Origin of the sequence: Erythrobacter sp., assembly GCF_038133525.1 — a bacterium.
Taxonomy (GTDB): domain Bacteria; phylum Pseudomonadota; class Alphaproteobacteria; order Sphingomonadales; family Sphingomonadaceae; genus Qipengyuania.
Genome location: NZ_JAYPTL010000009.1, coordinates 22,627 through 43,122 on the forward strand (window position 1 = coordinate 22,627; position 20,496 = coordinate 43,122).

General features: G+C 62.2%; 23 protein-coding genes and 1 pseudogene. 3 read left to right on the forward strand and 21 right to left on the reverse strand.

Translation table 11 applies throughout. From position 1 onward, the window contains the following. The 8 genes and pseudogenes from AAFM29_RS18075 to AAFM29_RS03750 form a co-directional block, all read right to left on the reverse strand. Positions 1-353 (reverse strand): annotated as a pseudogene (locus AAFM29_RS18075) (GNAT family N-acetyltransferase); the annotation flags it as partial. 244 nt (positions 354-597) lie between these two features. Further along, entirely contained in the window at positions 598-1,476 is an 879-nt protein-coding gene (locus AAFM29_RS03720) for a transcriptional regulator (protein WP_341711473.1), read from the reverse strand. Beyond that, the gene (locus tag AAFM29_RS03725; RefSeq protein WP_371830709.1) at positions 1,473-2,642 is read right to left on the reverse strand and encodes a GNAT family N-acetyltransferase; all 1,170 of its coding nucleotides are present in this window, start codon (positions 2,640-2,642) and stop codon (positions 1,473-1,475) included. Before AAFM29_RS03725 ends, AAFM29_RS03720 begins: the two co-directional genes overlap by 4 nt. Positions 2,643-2,798: 156 nt before the next feature. Continuing rightward, positions 2,799-4,868 (reverse strand): alpha/beta fold hydrolase, encoded by a 2,070-nt coding sequence (locus tag AAFM29_RS03730; protein WP_341711475.1) that lies wholly within the window; start codon positions 4,866-4,868, stop codon positions 2,799-2,801. Positions 4,869-5,053: 185 nt separating this feature from the next. After that, a complete protein-coding gene (locus tag AAFM29_RS03735; protein WP_341711476.1) occupies positions 5,054-7,144 on the reverse strand; it encodes a sodium-translocating pyrophosphatase in 2,091 nt (696 codons plus the stop codon). 150 nt (positions 7,145-7,294) lie between these two features. Beyond that, positions 7,295-8,161: a thiamine-phosphate kinase gene (gene thiL, locus AAFM29_RS03740; protein WP_341711477.1), complete on the reverse strand. Its 867-nt coding sequence runs from the start codon at positions 8,159-8,161 to the stop codon at positions 7,295-7,297. A gap of 45 nt (positions 8,162-8,206) precedes the next feature. Continuing rightward, entirely contained in the window at positions 8,207-8,701 is a 495-nt protein-coding gene (locus tag AAFM29_RS03745) for a hypothetical protein (protein WP_341711478.1), read from the reverse strand. A 133-nt stretch (positions 8,702-8,834) separates the two neighbouring features. Then, complete coding sequence (locus tag AAFM29_RS03750; RefSeq protein WP_341711479.1) at positions 8,835-9,005, reverse strand: hypothetical protein; 171 nt, start codon at positions 9,003-9,005, stop codon at positions 8,835-8,837. A 36-nt stretch (positions 9,006-9,041) separates the two neighbouring features. Here AAFM29_RS03750 and AAFM29_RS03755 point away from each other — a divergent pair, with 36 nt between their 5' ends. Beyond that, positions 9,042-10,001, forward strand: coding sequence for an alpha/beta hydrolase-fold protein (locus AAFM29_RS03755; protein ID WP_341711480.1), 960 nt, complete (start codon positions 9,042-9,044; stop codon positions 9,999-10,001). A gap of 1 nt (position 10,002) precedes the next feature. Here AAFM29_RS03755 and nusB read toward each other — a convergent pair whose 3' ends face one another. Genes nusB through hisG form a run of 3 tightly spaced genes read right to left on the reverse strand, consistent with a single transcriptional unit; the run spans position 10,003 to position 12,397 of the window. Then, positions 10,003-10,455 carry a transcription antitermination factor NusB gene (gene nusB, locus AAFM29_RS03760; protein WP_341711481.1) on the reverse strand — a complete coding sequence of 151 codons (453 nt, stop codon included), beginning with the start codon at positions 10,453-10,455 and terminating at the stop codon, positions 10,003-10,005. Continuing rightward, a complete protein-coding gene (gene hisD, locus AAFM29_RS03765) occupies positions 10,452-11,741 on the reverse strand; it encodes a histidinol dehydrogenase (protein ID WP_341711482.1) in 1,290 nt (429 codons plus the stop codon). Before hisD ends, nusB begins: the two co-directional genes overlap by 4 nt. Then, positions 11,741-12,397 (reverse strand): ATP phosphoribosyltransferase, encoded by a 657-nt coding sequence (hisG, locus tag AAFM29_RS03770; protein WP_341711483.1) that lies wholly within the window; start codon positions 12,395-12,397, stop codon positions 11,741-11,743. The genes hisD and hisG overlap by 1 nt, the downstream gene beginning before the upstream one ends. A 42-nt stretch (positions 12,398-12,439) precedes the next feature. Here hisG and AAFM29_RS03775 point away from each other — a divergent pair, with 42 nt between their 5' ends. Further along, positions 12,440-13,537, forward strand: coding sequence for a DUF2332 domain-containing protein (locus tag AAFM29_RS03775; protein ID WP_341711484.1), 1,098 nt, complete (start codon positions 12,440-12,442; stop codon positions 13,535-13,537). Here the strand turns inward: AAFM29_RS03775 and AAFM29_RS03780 are convergent. The 4 genes from AAFM29_RS03780 to AAFM29_RS03795 are packed head-to-tail and all read right to left on the reverse strand — an operon-like array spanning position 13,534 to position 16,432. Further along, positions 13,534-14,439: an alpha/beta fold hydrolase gene (locus AAFM29_RS03780; protein WP_371830707.1), complete on the reverse strand. Its 906-nt coding sequence runs from the start codon at positions 14,437-14,439 to the stop codon at positions 13,534-13,536. The genes AAFM29_RS03775 and AAFM29_RS03780 overlap by 4 nt on opposite strands. Next, positions 14,436-15,251 carry an SDR family NAD(P)-dependent oxidoreductase gene (locus tag AAFM29_RS03785; RefSeq protein WP_341711485.1) on the reverse strand — a complete coding sequence of 272 codons (816 nt, stop codon included), beginning with the start codon at positions 15,249-15,251 and terminating at the stop codon, positions 14,436-14,438. The genes AAFM29_RS03780 and AAFM29_RS03785 overlap by 4 nt, the downstream gene beginning before the upstream one ends. Positions 15,252-15,261: 10 nt before the next feature. Continuing rightward, complete coding sequence (locus AAFM29_RS03790; protein WP_341711486.1) at positions 15,262-16,149, reverse strand: pirin family protein; 888 nt, start codon at positions 16,147-16,149, stop codon at positions 15,262-15,264. A gap of 10 nt (positions 16,150-16,159) precedes the next feature. Further along, on the reverse strand, positions 16,160-16,432 hold the full coding sequence (locus AAFM29_RS03795) for a BolA family protein (protein WP_341711487.1): 273 nt from the start codon (positions 16,430-16,432) through the stop codon (positions 16,160-16,162). 60 nt (positions 16,433-16,492) lie between these two features. On the opposite strand from AAFM29_RS03795, the gene AAFM29_RS03800 reads away from it, so the two are divergent. Beyond that, positions 16,493-17,086 (forward strand): J domain-containing protein, encoded by a 594-nt coding sequence (locus tag AAFM29_RS03800; protein WP_341711488.1) that lies wholly within the window; start codon positions 16,493-16,495, stop codon positions 17,084-17,086. Positions 17,087-17,089: 3 nt separating this feature from the next. On the opposite strand, the gene AAFM29_RS03805 is transcribed toward AAFM29_RS03800, so the two are convergent. From AAFM29_RS03805 to AAFM29_RS03830, 6 genes are all read right to left on the reverse strand, one after another. After that, on the reverse strand, positions 17,090-17,761 hold the full coding sequence (locus AAFM29_RS03805; protein WP_341711489.1) for a glutathione S-transferase family protein: 672 nt from the start codon (positions 17,759-17,761) through the stop codon (positions 17,090-17,092). Then, on the reverse strand, positions 17,761-18,435 hold the full coding sequence (locus AAFM29_RS03810; RefSeq protein WP_341711490.1) for a dihydrofolate reductase family protein: 675 nt from the start codon (positions 18,433-18,435) through the stop codon (positions 17,761-17,763). The genes AAFM29_RS03805 and AAFM29_RS03810 overlap by 1 nt, the downstream gene beginning before the upstream one ends. Before the next feature lie 4 nt (positions 18,436-18,439). Next, positions 18,440-18,919 (reverse strand): VOC family protein, encoded by a 480-nt coding sequence (locus tag AAFM29_RS03815; protein ID WP_341711491.1) that lies wholly within the window; start codon positions 18,917-18,919, stop codon positions 18,440-18,442. 1 nt (position 18,920) lies between these two features. Next, positions 18,921-19,727, reverse strand: a complete 807-nt coding sequence (locus tag AAFM29_RS03820) for a VOC family protein (RefSeq protein WP_341711492.1) — start codon at positions 19,725-19,727, stop codon at positions 18,921-18,923. 3 nt (positions 19,728-19,730) lie between these two features. Continuing rightward, positions 19,731-20,102, reverse strand: a complete 372-nt coding sequence (locus tag AAFM29_RS03825) for a DUF1428 domain-containing protein (protein ID WP_341711493.1) — start codon at positions 20,100-20,102, stop codon at positions 19,731-19,733. Between the two features lie 26 nt (positions 20,103-20,128). Next, positions 20,129-20,496: lactoylglutathione lyase (locus AAFM29_RS03830; protein ID WP_341711494.1), on the reverse strand; the 368-nt coding region annotated here is incomplete at its 5' end.

A 20,496-nucleotide genomic window follows, 5' to 3' on the forward strand; every position in this document is an offset into this window, starting at 1 on the left:
GCGTCTCGCTGGTGCGTCGTCCAATTGCTGCCGGTGAAGAATTCGATCCGCAGCGGACCACCTTCTTCTTCCAACCGTCGCTTGCGCCACCGGTTCTTGCGTTGGGTCTTGGTTGAGGGCCAGCCGCCGTCTGCGGAAAGCGCGGCCAGATCGAGTTCGAACAGCCTGCCCAAGGGACGCGTCAGCGTCCGCCAGCCGGCTCCTCGCGCCGCTTCGAGCAGAACGGGGAGCGATGGGTCGTCGCTCTCGACGGGCCCCAGCCGCCAGACGCGACCTAGTTGGGGGTGAAAGTTCCGCAGTGCTTCGGCAAGATCCGCGGGTTTTGCCGTGGTGGCCAGTGGCACCCCGCGCATAGGCCAGTATCCCCCTGCGACTTCAGTAATCGAGATGGGGCCGATGCTTCGCTGACCCAAGCCAACTGCGGCGATTGGGGTCAGGTCAGGCTTGCGAATGACCAATTTTCGGCAAGAGGGATCGCTTGCCGCGAACCATTGGGCTCGCAAGAAACCTCGCCGCGGATCGCCGGCCTGTGCGAGGGCATCGAAGGCTTCCTCATCCTCCGTCTGGTGGAAGGTGGACATGCGGTGGACGATCACGTCAACTTCGCGATCCGGCCATTCGGCGCCATGCGCGCCAGGCCAGCGACTTGGCACGGTTGTCAACCGGCCACCGGCCGGGCGCGCGCGGCGAGAAACCGAGGCGGCGGATCGTGCCATTGAAACACCGCGCGCCAGCCTCAGCATAGCTCCATTCACTCCGCCAGGTGATCGACAGCGAGATCGAGCTTTCGGGTCCGTTGCGCACGAAATGCGGCGCCATGACCGGCACGAACACAGCCTCGCCCGGTGCGACTGCAAAAGGCGTTCCTCCCGCGAGCAAGCCGTCATCCCAGGGCAGCTCGCGCGGGCCACCCAAGTGGTAGCTTTCGTGCACGTCGTCCGGGGCGTAAATTGCGTTGCCGGCCGGGAACTGGGTCATGGTCTTGCGACCGACCAGTTGCAGCAGGATATTGTGCTCCGGGTCGAAGTGGTAGGGGGTCACCGCATTGGGGCTCGAGATGAAGATAAAGCCCTGCGGGGTCAGCATCTTTCCCGTGCGCGCCTCGATGGTGGGCCGCAGTTCTTCCAGCAGCCCCAACAAGAGATCGCGATAGGGGCGGACCTGCTCGATGTTCTTGAGTACCGCCCAGCTATTGCTGGTGGCTATGTGGCGGATGGTATCTTCGATCGACAGGCCGGTCTTGTCCGGTTTGCCATCAATCCCGACAGGCAAGTCACCACGATTGTATTCGACGCTCGTCGACGGAAGCTGGGCTGCGAGGCTGGCGAGGGCATCGAGCGACAGCCGGGCATCGGCCCCAAGCCGGTGCGGCAGCACATGTGGCTGCTCAGGATAGGACCTGGCAAAGGTCTCGATCGCTTCGGCAGGGAAAGCCGCTTGCGTCGCATCAGGCGATGATTGGCCATTCACGATCATGCTCTGCGCTCCGCTCGCCGCGCTTCCAGTCGTGCCCACAACTCGCCTCCCTTGCGTCGCAGCCCGCGCCCGATACCTGCGGAAAGCCAGACGATCTCACGACGGTCGCGCCAGATCCGTTCGATCATGGGGTGGTCGGCCGCGGCGCAACTGTCGCACCAGGCGATATTCGGATCATCGAGCAAGGCCAGATTCTCGAGCTGCAGCAGCAGGCCAGGTGAGAAGCGTGCGAAGTCCTCATCGAAACTCGTCTTGTAGGAAAAGGCGCCGGGCGGGCTCAGAAAGGTCGTCAGCATGGCAATCGGCCTGTCAGAACAGTAGAGCGCAAGGCGCTCGAGCCGACCAAGGGCGGCGGCACCTGCGAGCGCTTGTCGAAAGACCCGTTCACTGCGCGGGTCACTGGCCATGGCCGAGCCACGCTCACCCTTCCATCCGCGCCGTTCGAGCGCCAGGAAGCCGTCAATCCATTGGTCTAGGCCCTGCCTGTCTCGGCTGCGCTGGACGCGGAGCGGGCCAATCTCTTCAAGACGGGCGCGCTGCCGCCGCAGTTCCTTGCGCTTCTTGGTGCTCATGGCCTGGGCAAGGTGTTGTTCGGGCGATGGTCCGCTTTGCAGCATGGCGCGGCTCACGCGGTGAACCTCGACAAGCTGGCGCCCTTGATCCTTGCAGAGCAATCCAAGGGCGCGGCTCACCGAGCAATCGGCGGGGAGCAGAGGCAGATGGAGAAACCAGGCCTGATCTGGGGCGACATCGAGATGCGCCAGATAGGCTTGCCAAAAGCTCCGCTCCGTCCCTTCAACGATCAGCGGGACGCCACAGAACATGTTTGCATGCAGCCATGGTGCGAAATGCGCCAGTGGGCGGCCCTGGTGACTGGGGTCGCGCCAATTCGGTACAAGCGCGCGTAGCTCGCCGCCCTCAACCAGTATCATGAGGTGAGCCTTGCCTGCTGGGTCGAACGCCTCAAGCGAGGGCAACAGGTACCAGGGTTCAAAGAACGGGTTGGGACTGACAGCCCGGCTCGCAAGTCGATCCCACGCCGGGATCAATCCGATCTGGTCAGCTTTGCCCCAGGGCAATACGTGAAACCCGTCAGGCAGCAGGCATTGTGACGCGACCGGTCGCGCACCAGTGCATGCATCGCCCTGCAGTCCTTCCACCAGCATCGATCCCACGCCCACACCAACGGGAGGAAGTCCCCCGGCCCACACACAGTGCCTTAGCGTGCAGGCGCTGAAAAACGCTTAACGCCATGAAAATCATGATTCGGGTTGGGGAGATTTATGTCCGTCAGGAGATTGCCGAGATTGGTTCCTTCGCGATCAGTCGAATTTGATCAGCTTTGGCGGACTGTCGCCATCCGAGGGAACGTAGGCCGGATTGTGCTTCTCCAACCAGCCGTAGGCTTCCTCAATCCATTGGATATGGACGTCATCGTAAGGCAAATTGTGGGTGCCTTGCTCCTGGACGATGTAGCGGAAGTCCTTGCCCTCTACCTTCCCAGACCCCTTGAGGTTCGAGACCAGGGTTTCGGCCTGTTCCATGGGAATGCGTGCGTCCCGCTTGGCTGTGACGATCAGGATTGGCGCCCATGGGCCATCAGTATTACGGGCTGAGGAGATGCCTTCCGGATCCTCGGACGTGGCCTGGAAGCCGCTGTTGAAACGACCGAGATTGCGGGCGTCCCAGCGATTCATCAGGGGCATGTCATAAACACCGGCGCCGGCCACGGCACATTTCCAAATGTTGGCGTCACGCTGGGCCCCCCGCGCAGCGGCATAGCCGCCATAGGACCAGCCCATGATGCAGGCGCGGTTCGGATCGATGGTACCCTGCTGACCGAAATAGGTCAGTATGTCGTTGAGATCGTCCTGCATCCGTTTGCCGTATCCACCCGGCTCGCGGCCCATTTCCTCGAATGCGCGGCCGTAACCGCCCGAACCCCGGTAGTTTGGCTGGATCACCACATAGCCCTGTTCGGCGAGCGGCTGGTTCCATGGTTCAACCGAATTGGTGGCCGAAAGAATGCCGAAGGGGCCGCCATGCGGCATGACGACGACGGGCAGGTTCTTCTGGCCCATGCGATGGCGGGGATAGGTTACAATCGCCTGGATCTTGGTGCCGTCGCTGGCAGTGTACCATTCTGCCCGAACCGGATTGAGCGGCGCATCCTTGATCGCGCTGCGGGTCCAGTTGAGCAATTGCAGCGAACCAGTCTTGGTATCGAAGATGAAGTAGCCGCCTTCGCGCCTTACCCCGCCAGCGTAGACAATGAACTTGCGGTGATCCTTGGTGTAGTCGACCAAAAAGGCCTCACCCTTGCCGAATACTTCTTCGAGCGCTTCCTGGACCGCCTTGAGCGTTGGATCGATGTAGACGTTGTGCAGAGTACCATGAAAAGTCCGGTAGCCGACCACCTTTGTGTCATCGTCATTGGTGATGATGCCCTGGATATCATAGCCCTCGACTTCGAATATCGGCTTCCCAAGCTCGAGCGTGTTCATGTTCACGCGATAGACGCGGTCGAACCCTTCATCGCGCGAAAGGACGTAGGCCTCATCCGTACCCGGGATGAACATCTGGGGTATTGGCACCGTGGCGGTAAAGGTCTCATCGGCTTCGTTGTAGACGGTCTTGAAATTGCTGCCGTCTTCAGATCGGTAGAGCATCCGCAGCTTGCCGGTCTTGCCGCTGGAATTGAAGCCGGCGCGCACCAGACCATGACCATCCGCGGCCCACCCGCGCACCACGGGATTGGTGCGCTGGACCATGGTGAAGCTGCCGTCATTTACATCGACCTCGACCACTTCAGGTAACCCCCACCGTTCGGTGCTGTTAGCCACGCTGTCCCGCTGGAGGAGGTATTTTCCTGTGTCGTGGTTGATGTAGAGGATACCGCCGGCATCGCCACCCGCATCCCGCCAGGCTTGCTGGATCAGCTTCCCGCTGTTGATATCATAGGCAACCAGGCGGCGGAAATCGGCGAGATTGCCGTTGAGGTTTTCCCGGCTGATCACCGTCATCACCACATGCTTGCTGCCGATCCAGCGGAACCCGGTCATCGTGCGGTCGCCAGCTTCGCGCGCTTCTTCGGAAGCCAGGATCAGCCTTGGCGGCTGGGAAAGGTTGTCGAGGTCGAGCATGACCAGAACTTCGCGCCCGTCCTGGCCCGTAAGGTAGGCGAGATGCCGCCCATCGGGTGAGATGCGGGCGTTGCTCATGTTCGATTGTTTGACGAATTCCGCGACTGGAATTCGGCCGGCTACTGTCTCGGGTACCTGTGGCGCTTCTTCCTGAGCGATGGCTTGCTGCGGTGCAAACGTGGCGGATAGCGCAGCGGTGGCGAGCGCAATGGCACTGGAAGCACGGAACGTGAATTTAGCGAAAGGCATAGTGACCTGCGTCCCAAGAATGAATCCTCGGGCTGGCGTCGCGATGAAAACCCCTTGAACAGAACCTATTCGGAACGACCCCCGCCCGGGGGCATAATGCAAGCTGGAGATTGAACTGCAAGCAAAAACCCCGCCCGGATTGCTCCGGACGGGGCTTTGTTGTGGTTCGAACCCTGTGAGTTGGATCAGCCTGCCGCCAAGGCCGCCAGAAGCAGCAAGGCAACGATATTGGTGATCTTGATCATCGGGTTCACGGCCGGGCCGGCGGTGTCCTTGTAGGGATCACCAACCGTGTCGCCAGTCACCGCGGCCTTGTGGGCTTCGCTGCCCTTGCCGCCGTGGTTGCCGTCTTCGATGTACTTCTTGGCGTTGTCCCACGCACCGCCGCCGGCGGTCATGGAAAGGGCCACGAAAAGGCCGCCTACGATCACACCGAGCAGCAGGGCGCCGAGCGCGGCGAAGCCGTTCTCCTGTCCTGCGATCGAGGTAATCACGAAGTAGACCACGATCGGTGCGAGTACCGGCAGCATCGAAGGGATGATCATCTCCTTGATGGCTGCCTTGGTGACGAGGTCGACGGTCTTGGCATAGTTCGGCTTGCTTGTGCCGGCCATGATGCCCGGGTCGTTCGCGAACTGCTCACGCACATCGATCACAACGTCGCCTGCGGCACGGCCCACGGCGGTCATGCCCATCGCACCGAACAGGTACGGGAGCAGCGCGCCGAGCAACAGGCCAACGATTACGTAAGGATTCTCGAGGCTGAAGTTCACCGTCAGCCCGGGGAAGAATTCCCGCAAATCGGTGGTGTAGGCGGCGAACAGTACCAGCGCGGCGAGGCCGGCCGATCCGATCGCGTAACCCTTGGTCACCGCCTTGGTCGTGTTACCCACGGCGTCGAGCAGGTCGGTTTTTTCACGCACCGAGTCGTCGAGGCCAGCCATTTCGGCGATACCGCCGGCATTGTCGGTCACCGGGCCGTAAGCGTCGAGTGCCACGACCATGCCTGCCAACGCCAGCATTGCGGTAGCCGCATAGGCGATGCCGATAAGGCCCGCGAGCGAGTATGCAATGATGATGCCCGCCACGATGACGAGCGTCGGCAACGCGGTCGATTCAAGGCTGATGGCGAGGCCCTGGATCACATTGGTACCATGGCCCGTTTCCGAAGCCTTGGCGATCGAGCGCACCGGGCGATAGTTGGTGCCGGTGTAATACTCGGTAATCCAGATGATCAGTCCGGTGATGGCAAGGCCAAGCAGTGAGCAATAGAACAGGTGGCGCCCGTTGAACTCGGTGCCCGGAATGGTGTTCTCCATACCGCCGAGTGCATAGCCAGTAACGTACCAGATCAACGGGATCGACAGCACCGCCGTGACAAGGAAGCCCTTGTACATCGCGCCCATGACGTTCGTGCCGCCGCCCAGGCGGACGAAATAGGTGCCGATGATCGAGGTCAGAATGCATGCGCCGCCAATCAAGAGCGGCAGGGACATCATGGGCATCAGCAGATCGCCAAGGTCCTTCATCAGCAGGGCCGTGAGAACCATGGTCGCACCCACGGTGACGACATAGGTTTCGAAAAGGTCGGCGGCCATGCCGGCGCAGTCGCCGACGTTGTCGCCCACATTGTCCGCGATAACGGCGGGGTTGCGTGGATCGTCCTCGGGAATGCCGGCTTCGACCTTGCCGACAAGGTCGGCGCCGACGTCGGCGGCCTTGGTGAAGATGCCGCCTCCAAGACGCGCGAAGATCGAGATCAGCGAAGCACCGAAGGCCAGGCCGACGAGGCCGTCGATCACGTGGCGGTCATTCGCAGCATAGCCGGCGGGACCGGTCAGGTACCAGAAGAACACCGCGATCGCGAGCAGGGCGAGGCCCGCCACGAGCATGCCGGTGATTGCACCTGCACGGAAGGCGAGGGTGAGGCCTTGCTGCAGCCCGCTCTGCGCGGCAGCTGCAGTACGCACGTTAGAGCGCACCGAAATGTTCATGCCGATGAAGCCCGCAACGCCCGAAAGGATTGCGCCGATGGCGAAGCCGGTCGCCGGAATTGATCCGAGGAAATAAAGCACGAGCGCGGCAACGACCACGCCGACACCTGCAATGGTGGTATATTGCCGCTTCAGGTAGGCTTGTGCGCCTTCCTGGATGGCAGCGGCGATTTCCTGCATCTTCTCATTGCCAGCGGCGCTGCCTAGCACCTGGCGGCTGGTAACGAAGCCGTATACGACGGCCAGCAGTCCCAGCAGGATGGAAATGGTAATTAAATCCACGGAACAGTCCCCTCCCTATGTTTTTTGATGAATGCGACCCGACGCGGGATACGTCGGAGCATGTGGTCGAGGGGTATAAGGGGCAGATGTTGCCTGACAAGGGCGAAAAGGGTTGCAATCCGCGCTTTGGAACCTGCGCCAGCGAAACGATCAGTGGGAAAAGCCAAGCGGTTCCACGGGAGGTCGACCGTCGAGCAACAGGGACGAACCCCCGGCATCCTCGACCACGCCAATCCTGGTGACGGAAAAATGCGCCTCAAGGCCTTCGGGCGCGGTCAGGAGCAATTGGTAATCGTCGCCCCATCGCAAGGCAGCATCGAACCTGCCGATCGGGGTCAGGGGCTGAAGGCTGGCAGCCTCCAGCGCGATGGTGCAGCCACTGGCCTTGGCCATGCGCATCGCATCGAGCAGAAGCCCGTCGGAGATGTCCATCATCGCTGTTACATGAGGGGCGAGTGAGCGGCCGAGATCGAGCAGGGGGGTGGGGCGACGATAGGCGAGATCCTCGATGCTACCACTTCCGCGAACCTCGATGCCCAACATGGCAAGCCCCAGCGATCCGGTGACATAGACTGCATCCCCCGGCTTGGCGCCGCGGCGATCAGGCACCGGGGTGCAAGTTGCCCTGGCCAACGCGGTACAGCCCCATACGCGACGTCCCTCGGCACGGACGGTGTCGCCGCCGAGCAATGGGACCCGATAACTTTCCAGAACTTCGCGCAAGCCTTCGACGAAGGCGTCATCGTCTTCGCCAAGCATATGCGAGACGAGAACTCCAATCGGCTCCGCACCCTTCGCCGCGAGGTCCGACAGGTTCACGGCAATGAGCTTCCACGCGATGTCTGCGGCATCCTCTCCCTCACGGACATGGATACCTTCGACAAGCGTATCGTGTGTCAGGATCAGGGTTTCGGAACCGAACGGTATGACCGCGACATCATCGGCCAACCCGCGCGCGGCTGGATGCACCGCAAGCCCGCGCAACAATTCGATGTAACCGATCTCTCCGTGCGTCACTCGACGTCGGGTAGCCCCGACGCCGCAATACTGCCAAGCGAGAAGTTAGAGTCTGCGCAATTCGTCCGCAGCGGCCCCGGCGACATGAATGTCATCCGAAGTGCGTGCGCGTTGTAGCCAGCTCCTGGCAAGCGACGAATCCCGATCCACGCCATAGCCGCGGGAAAAGGCGATCCCCAGGACGAGCATCGATGGTTTGTCGTCTGCCAGCGCGGCCTCGTAAAACCAGCCAAGCGCCTTGCCGCTATCTGGTGCTACCCCGCGACCATCGGCATAGAGCCGGCCGATCTCGCGCATTGCCCAGCCGTCACCATCGCGCGCGAGGTCTTGCAAGGCGGGTATCGCGCTTTGGTAATTGCCTTGCGCCAGCCATGAGGCAGTCGTTCGCTGAGCATCGGAAAGTCGCGCATCTTCGTATTTCGGGACACCGCCTTCGGCCGAAAGCGGTGCCGTCACACGGAGCGATGGTACGCTCTGGGCGTTGCTACCGACGGAAAATGAGAGGCTACAGGCAAGTAATCCAACGGCGATTAGGCGCATCTCGAATCTCCAATAGGCTTGCAGATACTGTGGAAGTTAATTGAAATTATCCAGAGAAGCAAGGTTAGCCAATAATGCTTACTCTTATTCAAATGAAAGGAGTTGCTGTGATTGGGTTGAGGTAATTTTCGGCCTAGTCAGTGATCTCTTTGGTGGTGATTGTGAGTAGCGAGTAGTTTTCCTTGCGATGGCCTCCTCCGCTATTCGCGCAGCGACGGCTCTGTATCGTGTTGCCGGCCCGCATCGCCTGCAGCATGGCTACGAATTCAACTTCATTGCTCAATGCTCCACCGCCATAGGCCATGAGCAAGGGAATTGAGGAAAGAGGATGTCATTCACGATGAAACAGCTCGCGATCGCACTGGCCCTGATGGCGACGACGCCATTGGCGGCGCAGGATGCGCCCAAACCCAGCGCCCCCGAAGTGTCCGCAGGCTCGATCGTCTGGTGGCCCGACTTCGCACCGGCAAAGGCCGTTGGCGTCGAAGACATCTGGGTCTGGCTGCCGCCAAGCTACGCGACATCTCCGGACCGCCGATACCCCGTGCTCTACATGCACGATGCGGAGAATATCTTCGATCGACGCCTGTCGAACTTCGACAAGGAATGGGGGATCGATGAGGCGATTACCCGCATGTCCGAACAGGGTGACTTGCGGGAATGGATCGTGGTTGGCTTGCGTAGTCCGAAGAACCGCTATCAAGTGCTGTTTCCGCAGAAACTCTATGATTTCCTGCCCGAAGATTATCGGCTGCGAGTGGATGAAATCCAGTTCGCCGGGATCGAACCGGGCTATCCCCTTCGCGGGGACGATTACGTGCAATTGCTGGCAGACGATCTCAAACCGAAGGTCGATGCAATTTTCCGCACGCTGGCAGGGGCGCAGGATACGGCGGTGATGGGCTCATCGATGGGCGGCCTGATGAGCCTTTATGCAATAGCGGAGCGCCCCGACGTGTTCGGGCAGGCGGCGGGCCTGTCGACCCACCTCCCGCTCGCAGCACCCGAGGGTGACGATGTGGAAGGGCGGGTGCGCGCGGTGACGGAGGCGTTTCGCGCCTATTTCTCCGCCTCAGCGCTCAACCCGGAGCGCAACCATATCTACATCGATCACGGGACCGCCACGCTCGACGCATTCTATCCGCCCTATGCCAAGGCTTTCGATGCCATGATGGCCGAACAGGGTTGGGGCGGCGCGAGCTACCAGAGCCGTGCCTTCTTCGGTGCCGAGCATGAAGAGAACGCCTGGGCGCAGCGGGTAGATATCCCGCTGGCCTTTCTCGACCGCTCCGACCCTTGAGCTAGCGCCCGAGTTCCTTGGCCACCGCGTCGAGGATGCCGTTGACGAATTTCGCCTCGCGATCGTCGAAAAAGGCCTTGGCCACGTCGACATACTCGCTGATCGCGGTGGCCTTGGTCACGTCTGGGCGAGCCAGTAGTTCGTAGGTGCCTGCGCGCAGGATTTGGAGCATGGTCTTGTCCAGCCGCGCGAGCGTCCAGCCTTCGGCCAGCCGGCTCGTCAGGTGGTCGTCGATTTCGTCGCGCCGTGCGTCGACGCCGGCCACGACATCGTCGAAGAAGTCGACATCGGCATCGGCATATTCCTCGTCCTCCACCACATGGCCAAGGCGATGCTGGTGGAACTCGTTCAGCAGGCGGGCAAGCGTCGTGCCTTCCATCTGCTGCTGGTAGAGCGCCTGAACTGCGGCAAGGCGGGCGGCCGAGCGGGCCTGCGATCGGGAATTCTGGTTCACTTGAGTCTCACGGAAATCGAAAGGGCGTGGGCGGGCAGGCCCTCGGCTTCGGCCAGCCTGACGGCTGCCGGGCCGATCGCTGCCAGCGCGGCGTCGGATGCGTCGATGAAGCTTGTACGCTTCATGAAATCGAGCACCGAGAGCCCGCTGGCGAAGCGCGCGCGGCGCCCGGTGGGAAGGACATGGTTGGGTCCGGCGATATAGTCGCCGACCGCCTCGGGCGTGTGCTTGCCAAGGAAAACGCTGCCCGCGTGGCGGAGTTTTGCGAACAGTGCCTGCGGGTCGGCGACCATCAGTTCGGCATGTTCGGCAGCAAGCCGGTCGGCCAGGGCGGGGGCCTGGTCGAGGCTTTCGACGATGACGATCAGGCCGTACTCGTCCCAACTCGCCCTGGCGGTTGCCTCCGTTGCCAGCGATGCGAGCGCCGCCTCGATCGAAGTCTGCACTTGCTGCGCCAGGGATTCGTCATCGGTGATCAGGATCGACTGGCTGGTCGGGTCATGCTCGGCCTGGCTGAGCAGGTCGGCGGCGATCCAGTCCGGGTTGTTGTCCTTGTCGGCGATGACGAGGATTTCGCTCGGCCCGGCGACCATATCGATGCCGACGACGCCATAAAGCTGGCGCTTGGCCTCAGCGACCCAGGCATTGCCCGGGCCAGTCACCACATCGACGCGGCGAATTCGCTCGGTGCCATAGGCCAGGGCACCCACCGCCTGTGCGCCGCCCACGCGCCAGATCTCGTCGACGCCGGCGATATGCGCCGCTGCAAGGACCAGCGGGGTCGTTTGCCCCTTCGGCGTCGGTGTTACGACAACGAGCCGTTCGACGCCCGCCACCTTGGCGGGAATCGCATTCATCAGCAGTGAGGACGGATAGGCCGCCCGGCCGCCCGGCACATAAAGGCCCGCTGCGTCGACCGGCAACCAACGCGCGCCAAGCCGCATGCCGATATCGTCGGTATAGTCGCGGTCTGCTGGCAGTTGGTTCTCGTGATACGAGCGGATGCGGTCGGCCGCGAGGTTCAGCGCGTCGCGCAGTTCTGGTTCGAGACCGTCATAGGCGGTCTTGCAGGCCTCCGGCGAAATGCGCCAGTCATCGTCGCTGGCGAGGTTGTGACCGTCGAAGCGCAGTGAGTATTCCGCCAGTGCTTCGTCGCCACGTTCGCGTACGTCCATGAGGATCGCCGCAACGTCGCGCTGGACGTCACCGTCGCTCTCGCGCCGGTCGCGCACGATGCGATCGAACTTCGCCTCGAAGTCCTGGTCGGTAGTGCGCAACACCTGCATCAGGCGGCCTTCCGCTCGGAAGCATCGCGGCGAAACGCCTCGACCAGAGCAGCGACGCGCGGATCGGTCTTGAGTGCTGCACGGTTGACGATCAGCCGCGCGGTGATGTCGAGGATGTGGCCGGTCTCTACCAGGCCATTGTCCTTGAGCGTCTGGCCTGACGAGACGAGATCGACGATTCGCCCAGCGAGTCCCAGTGCCGGTGCAATCTCCATCGCGCCATTCAGTTTGACGCATTCGGCTTGCACGCCGCGCTGCTCGAAGAAACGGCGCGTGAGATTGGGATATTTGGTGGCGACGCGGACGTGGCTGGCGCCGTCTACGCTGGCCGCGCCTTCCTTCGGTTCGGCCACGGCAAGGTGGCAATGCCCGATATCGAGGTCGACCGGCGCATAGAGGTCCGCATAGTCGAATTCCTCGATCACGTCCGACCCCACGATGCCCAATTGTGCCGCGCCGTGCGCCACGAAGGTGGCGACGTCGAAAGCACGCACGCGAATGATGCTCATGTCGCTGCGGGTGGTCGCGAAAGTGAGCGAACGGTTGGCCTTGTCGTGGAACGCCTCTTCGGGCACCACGCCGGCGCGCGCCATCACGGGCAGTGCCTCGTTGAGGATGCGTCCCTTGGGTACGGCAAATGTCAGGCTGTCGCTCATGTCGCGCGCAGATAGGCAAGCGCTTGCGAAAGGGCAACGCATATGGGTGATTCCGCTGAAAGACCGAAATACGAATTCGTCGACATCAACGTCAGCGGCGAAGGCGCGGTCCGCACGGCCTTCGCCAACCAGGTCGCCTACTGCGAACATAATGGAGCCCCGATAACGGCGCGGGTCGTCGCTGCGATCTGGGCGGCGATCGATGCTGGGCTCGACAATGCGCTCGCCCGCCGGATCGTCGAATGGCAGGGGCCGCCGCTGGCCGACGCGCTGCCACTGCGTGTCGCGGGCGGTATCCATGCGCTGCATTTGTCGGGCACGGAACCTGCGCTTTCCCCAATCTATCGGGGGATCGGGGCAGACGATGCGGGAATCTTGAGTGAGGTCATGCGGGCGCACGAGGCACCGCTCATGCCGTGGCTCGATGGTCCGCCGCAGACGAATGAGGCGGGTCGATCGAGCAACTTCATTGCCGCAATGTTGTGGCTGGCAAGGCAGGGGTTGCCGGGCAGATTCGAGTGCCTGGAGATCGGATCGAGCGCAGGGATCAACCTGATGCTCGAACGTTATCGCTATGATCTGGGCGGTGTCGAGATTGGCCCCGATGATCCCGCAATGCGTTTCACGCCTGATTGGAAAGGACCTCAGCCACCTGATGAACCGATCGCGATCGTCTCGACTCGCGGGTGCGACCTGCATCCGGTCGACCTCACGGATCCGACGCAGGCCTTGCGGCTGAAGGCCTACATCTGGCCCGAGCACACCGTCCGTTTCGAGCGGATGGAAGCGGCGATACGTGCGGCGAGCGAGCGAAAGCCCGACCTCGTCGAAGCCAATGCTGCCGATTTCATCGAGGCCGAACTCGCCAAGCCGCAGGCGCAAGGCACCACCCGGCTGCTGATGCACTCGATCGTCTGGCAATATGTTCCCGAAGACCAGCAGGCGCGCATCACTGCGGCGATGGAGGCCGCTGGAGCCGAAGCGACGGCCGACCGACCGTTGGCGTGGGTTTCGGTAGAAGCGGATCGCACGGTTCACCGGCACATGCTCAAGGTCCGGTATTGGCCGGGCGGGCGGGCAGCCACTCAACTCGCATGGTCGCACGCGCATGGCGCCGATATCGAATGGATCGCGGGCTAGGCCGTTCTTGCGAGGAACGCGTCCATCGCTGCGTTGATCTCAGCCGGTCGCTCCCATTGGACGAAGTGCCCGCAGCCGGGTACCCGAACGACCTGCGGATCGACGATCACTTCATCGAGGCCTTCGAGGTTCGCGGGCGGCAAGGCCTGGTCATCCAATGCCCAGATCACCAGCGTCGGGATCGCAAGTTTCGGCAGCGGGAAAGGAGCATAGTTGGCCGGGAGCTCGTAAGGCGCATCTAGCGGCAGAACCTCCATTGGACTGGCGCGGTAGTAATTGAGCATTCCGAAGGCGGCGTCGGGATCTGACCAATCCTCAAGCAGCAAGGCCTGTTCCTCGGGCTCCATAGCTGATGCCAAGCCATCGCCGAAGACCTTGATCAGCAAGGTGCCAAGTCCGTGCTCCCGTATCAAGGGATCGTTTGCCGGATCACGAAATTCGCGGAAGTACTGGCTAGCCTCGCGCTGGGCGCGATTGGTGTAGAGCAGCTTGGGAAACAGCACCGGATGCGGTGCATTGGCGATAATTGCCCGCGTGACCCGGCCGTTCATCATGCCACCATAGGCAACACCCCAGGCGATCGCGCCCCCCCAGTCGTGCCCGACGATGGTGAACTTCTCTACGCCCAAGGCATCGGCTAGCGCGAAGACGTCCCCGATCATCTTGTCGGGTGTGTATTCGCTCACCTCCTGCGGCTTCGACGATCCGCGATAGCCGCGCTGGTCCGGGGCGATGCAGCGAAAGCGGCCGGAAAAGTGCGCGATCTGGTTGCGCCAGGTACGGTGACTTTCGGGAAAGCCATGCAGGAAGATCAGCACGGGTGCGTCGCGCGGCCCCTCATCGACCACGTCGAGCTCGATCCCAGTCGAGAGAACGACGCGCTTCTGATTGAGCTCGATCACCCTTCGGCCTTCATCTTTTCCATATAGCCTGCTGCCACCATGCCCGCGACCTGGTCGAACAGTTGGTTCGGCGTCCGGCGCGCTTCGCCCATGGCTAGCTCCATACCATCGGCCACGATGATTTCGCGCTCTCCGGCCTCCACCGCGTCGACCATCCGTTTCGCGGCATCGGCGGGAGCTATTCCGCTCTCGATGACCGAATCGCTGCGCCCGCGCTTGCTGCCATCGGCAGTCAGCGCATTGCGGCTGACGTCCGTCGCGACCGAGCCGGGGTAGATCACATGCACGCCAATGCCGCTCTGCGACAACTCGCCGCGCAAGGCGTCGGCATAGCCTGCGAGCCCGAACTTGGCCGCGCAATAGGCGGTGCGCATCGGCACACCGACCTTGCCTGCGATCGAGCTGATGAAAAGCAAATGCCCGCTGCCTCGCGCGGTGAAGTGCGGGAGCAGGGCCTGTGTCGCGGCGATCTGTGCTGTGAGGTCAATATCGATGATCTCGCGATAGACCGATATATCGGTGTCGACCGCTGCGCTGCGCTGCGAAACGCCCGCATTGGCGACGAAAATGTCCACGCCGCTGCCCCATGAGGTCGCGCGTTTGGTCGCGGCGAGCATCGCTTCGTCATCGCGAACGTCGAAGGCTAATACAAGAGTTTCGGTGGCCAAAGTGCCCGCGACCTCGGCAAGGCGTGCCTCATCGCGCCCCGACAAAATAATGCGCGCTCCCCGTTCCGACCATTCACGAGCCAGCGCAGCGCCGATGCCGCTGCTGGCGCCGGTAATCCAAGCGGTCTTGCCTTCGAAACCCATCCCTAACCCCTTAGTTCTCTGTCTTGGTATTCGGCACTTCGGGAAGGGGGATGAACTCGGTTTCGTCCCCCGGAACCTTCGGGAAGCGGCCCTCGCGCCAGTCTTCCTTGGCCTGGTTGATCCGTTCGCGGCTCGAACTGACGAAGTTCCACCAGACGTGCCTCCGCGATGTGATCGTCTCACCGCCCAACAGCATGACCCGCGCCCCGGTGGCGCTCTCCAGCGTCATGTCTCGCCCCGGCTGCAATACGGCCAATTCATATGGTTTGAGCGCATGGCCATCGACGCTGGCGTCACCCCCGACCAGCATCACAGCGCGCTCATCGGCGTCCTCTTCGAGCGGAATTGCTCCGCCCGCTCCGAGAACGATCTCGGCGTAGATCGTATCGGCATAGGTGGTCGTCTGCGCGCGTTCACCCCACAATTCGCCCATGATCACGATCGCCTTGGCCCGCCCGTCTTCGACAATCGGGAGATCGGTCACCGCTTCGAATGCCGGGTCGATTTCCTCTCGGCCGTCGGGCAGCGCGAGCCAGGTCTGCATCCCATAAAGCTTCGGGCCTGTCTTGCGCTCGGAAGCGGGCGAACGTTCGGAATGGACGATCCCGCGCCCTGCGGTCATCAAATTCACCTGGCCGGGGCGGATGGTCGAAAAACTGCCAAGACTGTCGCGATGTTCGATCGCTCCCTCGAACAGCCAGGTGACGGTTGCGAGATTGATATGTGGGTGCGGCCGCACATCCATGCCGCTGCCGATGTCGAGCTGGGCTGGGCCGAACTGGTCCACAAAGATGAACGGTCCGACCATCGTCCGTGCCTTGGCGGGCAGGACCCTGCGGACCTCGAACTGGCCCAGGTCATGGGTAACCGGGGTAAGTACCAGCTCGAAATCGCTCATCTTGGACTCCTCATGCAGTGGGTGCCGATGCCTGGATAGCAAGTGCGTGGACGCGTTGACCGGGAATGTCACCTAGCGCGTGATTGACCATGCGCTGGCGCTCCAACCGGTTCTTGTCGGCGAAGGCCGTCGCTTCGATCACCACGGTGAAATGCGATTCGCCGCTACCATCGTCGCCCGAGTGGCCATGGTGCTTGGCGCTGTCGTTGATGACCTGCAGCTTGGTCGGTCGGAAGGCCTCTTCCAGAAGCTTTTCCATTTCCTGCTGGACCGGACCGGACATGGGTCGAAATCTCCTCTTGAGGGGTTTCCATAGCGCATATTGCTCCCCATCCTAGTACGAATGCGCCAGACAAAATTCCACGGACGATATGAAGCTCAGGGGCGGCGCTGTGCGCACCCGGCCTGCGAAGAACTGGGCGAATATCGAGCTCCGAGTGGTCACGGGCATGGCTTCGACGGCCCCGGCGAATGGCGCTGGATGTGCCTCAACCACGTGCGCGAATTCAATGCCGGTTACGACTGGTTCGAAGGCATGAGCGCGGAGGAAATCTACGCGGCACAGGCACCCGGCGCGGGGTGGCGGACAGAAAGCCCGAGCTTTCGTCCAACGGCTGGCGTCGATGGAATGCCGCGCTGGTCGGACTTCGACGATCCCCTCGACGCGATCGCCGCACGCGCAAATGGCATCAAGAGCCGGGCGCGACGTGAGGCGGAACTGGCGATGGATGGGCGCTTCAGCCGCGAGGAGGCGCAGGCGCTGGAGACCATGGGCCTCGGCCTCGATGTCGATCTCAGGAGGCTGCGCAAGCGCTATTCGGAGCTCGTCCGGCGCTTTCACCCTGACCGGAACGGCGGAGACCGTAGCCATGAGGTGCGGCTGGGCAAGGTTGTGGAGGCCTACCAGCTGCTCAGGAAGGCGCGGGCGATCGGTTGACGATCAGTCGCGATCGGGGGCGCCCGGTGGAAAGTACCCCCGATAAGGCCGGGCGTCGTCGACGCAGCGGGCGACCGGGGGCAGAGCGAGCAGCTCGGCGCGTAGCGCGACGAGACGTGGGCAGTCGGCGGGAATCGGCGCGACCCAATCGGCATAAAACAGGCTTGGGGCTGCGGCACAGGTTACCAGACTGACATGGGGCGCGAGGATGTTTGCTGCCAGCCAATCCTCAAGCCAGCGATAGGCCTTGTGTAGGCCCGCCTTGCCCTTGGCAGCCTCGACCGGATTTGGATCGCGCAAGCCAGAACTGCCGTCGTCGGGGTCGACGAAATGGGCGGAGACAACCCGCTGAACGTTGGACATGACGTAATTGTCGAACGCGCGGTCGAGCATGCGTGCGATCGCTGCCTCTGCGTCATTGTCCGGGATCAGTGGAGCAGGCCCGGGATAATGGACCGCGAGATATTCGATGATCGCGGTCGCCTCTATGACAGTGTGGTCGCCATCGAGCAGTACCGGGAACTTGCCCGCCGGATGGAGCCTGTCGAGTAAGGCACGCTGCTCTTCATCGCCTGGGGTCAGCGCCCTGAATTCGAACTCGGTTCCATTGGCGTAGAGCGCGATCAGCGCCTTCCACGTATAGGAAGAGAAGGGGTGACCATAGAGTGCCAGCATCACCAACGCCCCGCTTTCATCAACGCCTGCCGTTCGATTTCGCGATCGCTAGTGGCGGGGATGGGACCTTCGGGTGGATAGGGCGGCAGCGCGCCGCCGGGACGGTATGTGGTTATGACGGTTCCCTTCGCAGTCACCCGGTGGCCAATCAGTTCGAGCGTTTCGACCGCGATGCCATCGCCGAACAGGCGCTTGCCCGAGCCCAGGAGGACCGGATAGGTCATCAGGATGAGCTCGTCGATCAGGCCTGCGGCGAGGAGGTCCGGATAGATCGTGCTGGACCCTTGGATGACAAGGTTCGGTCCGTCGGTCTGCTTGAGCTTCGCCACATCCTCGATCCCCGAGAGGTGATGGCTGTTCTCCCACGGCAGCGGTCGATCGCCGCGTGTAAGGACGTGCTTTCCCGCGCGGCCGAAGGCTTCGCTCATCGGCTTGTTGTCACCTTCGACATAGGGCCAGTAGGCCGCGAAGATGTCATAGGTTCGCCGGCCAAGCAGCAGGTCGTATTCACCATCGAATAGCGAACCAATCGTCTCGCCGACTTCATCGTCCCACAGTTTGAAGACCCAACCGCCTTCTTCGAAGCCGCCGGTATAGTCCTCGGTCGGGCCACCTGGGGCTTGCATCACGCCGTCGAGCGAGAGGAATACTCCTCCGGTGATCTTGCGGGGCATGACTTCAGCTTCCCTGGCGTGCTGCGTCAATCGCGGCGACGTCCAGCTTGGTCATGGTCATCATTACCTCAAACGCGCGGCGCGCTTCGTCACCACCGGCGGAGAGGGCATCAAGCATGGTGCGGGGGGTGATCTGCCAGGAATAGCCCCACCTGTCCTTGCACCAGCCACAGGCACTCTCCTGCCCGCCATTGCCGATTATGGCGTCCCAATAGCGGTCAGTTTCCGCTTGGTCCTCGGTCACCACCATGAACGATACGCTCTCGTTTGGAGTGAACATCGGGCCGCCATTCAGTCCGGAGAACCTGCGGCCAAGCACAGTGAACTCGACCGTGATTGCGTCGCCTCGCTTGCCACTCGGGAAGTCGCTCGGGGCGTAGTGGATCTCGCCAACTGCGCTGTCTGGGAATATCTCTGCGTAAAAGCGTGCGGCCTCTTCAGCAGCCCCGTCGAACCACATTACCGTGGTCAGCTTGTCGCTCATTTCATGGCTCCTTGCGCGGGCCTACAAGGCCGATGGTCGCACCGCTTGGATCGTGGGCGTAGGCCGAGTACTCGCCGCCGGGTATTGGCATCGGCTCGCCGAGCATCGCTCCGCCATTTTCGACCACGGCCTTGCAGGCGCGGTCAATGTCATCGACCCCGGCAAAATACTGCCACCGGGATCCTTCGCCGCCGGACTGTGCGTGGCCCATCGCGCCGATCCCGCCACCATTGTGCTGGATGAAGCGATAGTCGCCCATCTCGCCCATCGGCATGGCGCCTTCTTGGGTCCAGCCAAACACGTCGCCGTAGAGCGATGCGGCCGCATCCTGGTCGCTGGTCCACAGCTCGTTCCAGCGGAAATGACGCGGCTTGGCGAAGTCGAACACATCGCTCTTGGCATCGGGATTGCCGGGCGGCGGGGTGGGGGTCATCAGATAGATGACAGCACCTTGCGGGTCCGCCACCAGAGCCATGCGGCCGACGCCTTCCATGTCATTGGGACCCATGTGGATCGCGCCACCGGCGGCGACAAAGCGCCGTGCGGCCGCATCGACGTCGGGAACATGGACGTACCCAAGCCATCCGGGCTTTGCGCCGTTGGCAAGCATGTCCTTGCCGAGCACGAGCACCCCACCGGCGAACCCGCCGTCGCCGCGATTGATCATCCGATAGTCCATCGATCCGTCTGGAACCGAGTTATCGGCATCGATGTCCCAACCGATGACCGCATTGTAGAACGCCCGCGCCTTCGCCGGGTCGTCGGTCATCAGTTCGTACCAGATGAAAGCTCCACGATCGTCTGCCATGGCTCATGCCTCCTGACTGAAAATGACTTCGAAACCGCCGATGACCATGCGCTTGCCGTCGAAGGGCATGTCGCTGCCATCTGGAGCACCAAATTCGCTTGCCATCCGCTCGTCCGCCATCATCTTCTCGTGCGCGGCATCGGCGGTTTCCTTGTCGGGCCAGGTCATCCAACTGAATACCACCTTTTCGCCGGGTTTGAGATCGACGGCCTTACGAAAATCGGTGTGCTGGCCGTCCTTCACGTCGGCTTCCCACGCCTCGACATGGCCGGTGCAGCCGTAATCACGCGCGATCGGCCAGAATTTCTCAGCTACGACGCGATAGGCTTCCTTCTTGTCCTCGGGCACTGGGACCACGAATCCGTTCACGTACACCGGCTCTCTCCTCGAATTGTGGGTCTTCAGGCTTCGGCCAATTCGGCCGGACCGCTTTCGACTGCGGCGGGATCCATCCAGAAGACTTCCCAGATATGGCCGTCCGGATCCTCGAAGCTGCGGCCATACATGAAGCCATAGTCCTGCTTCGGATTGCAATCGGGCGTTCCGCCCGCCTCGGTTGCCGTCTCTACCAGCGCGTCGACCGCCTCGCGATTTTCGCAACCCAGTGCATTCATCACCTGCGCGCTTTCCTTGGCGTTGGGAATTGCCTTGGTCGTGAACGATTTCCATTTCTCATGTGTCAGCAGCATGACGACGATCGCGTCGCTCAACTGCATCGCCGCCGCGGTTTCATCGGTGAATTTAGGCTCGTTGGTGAAGCCAATTGCAC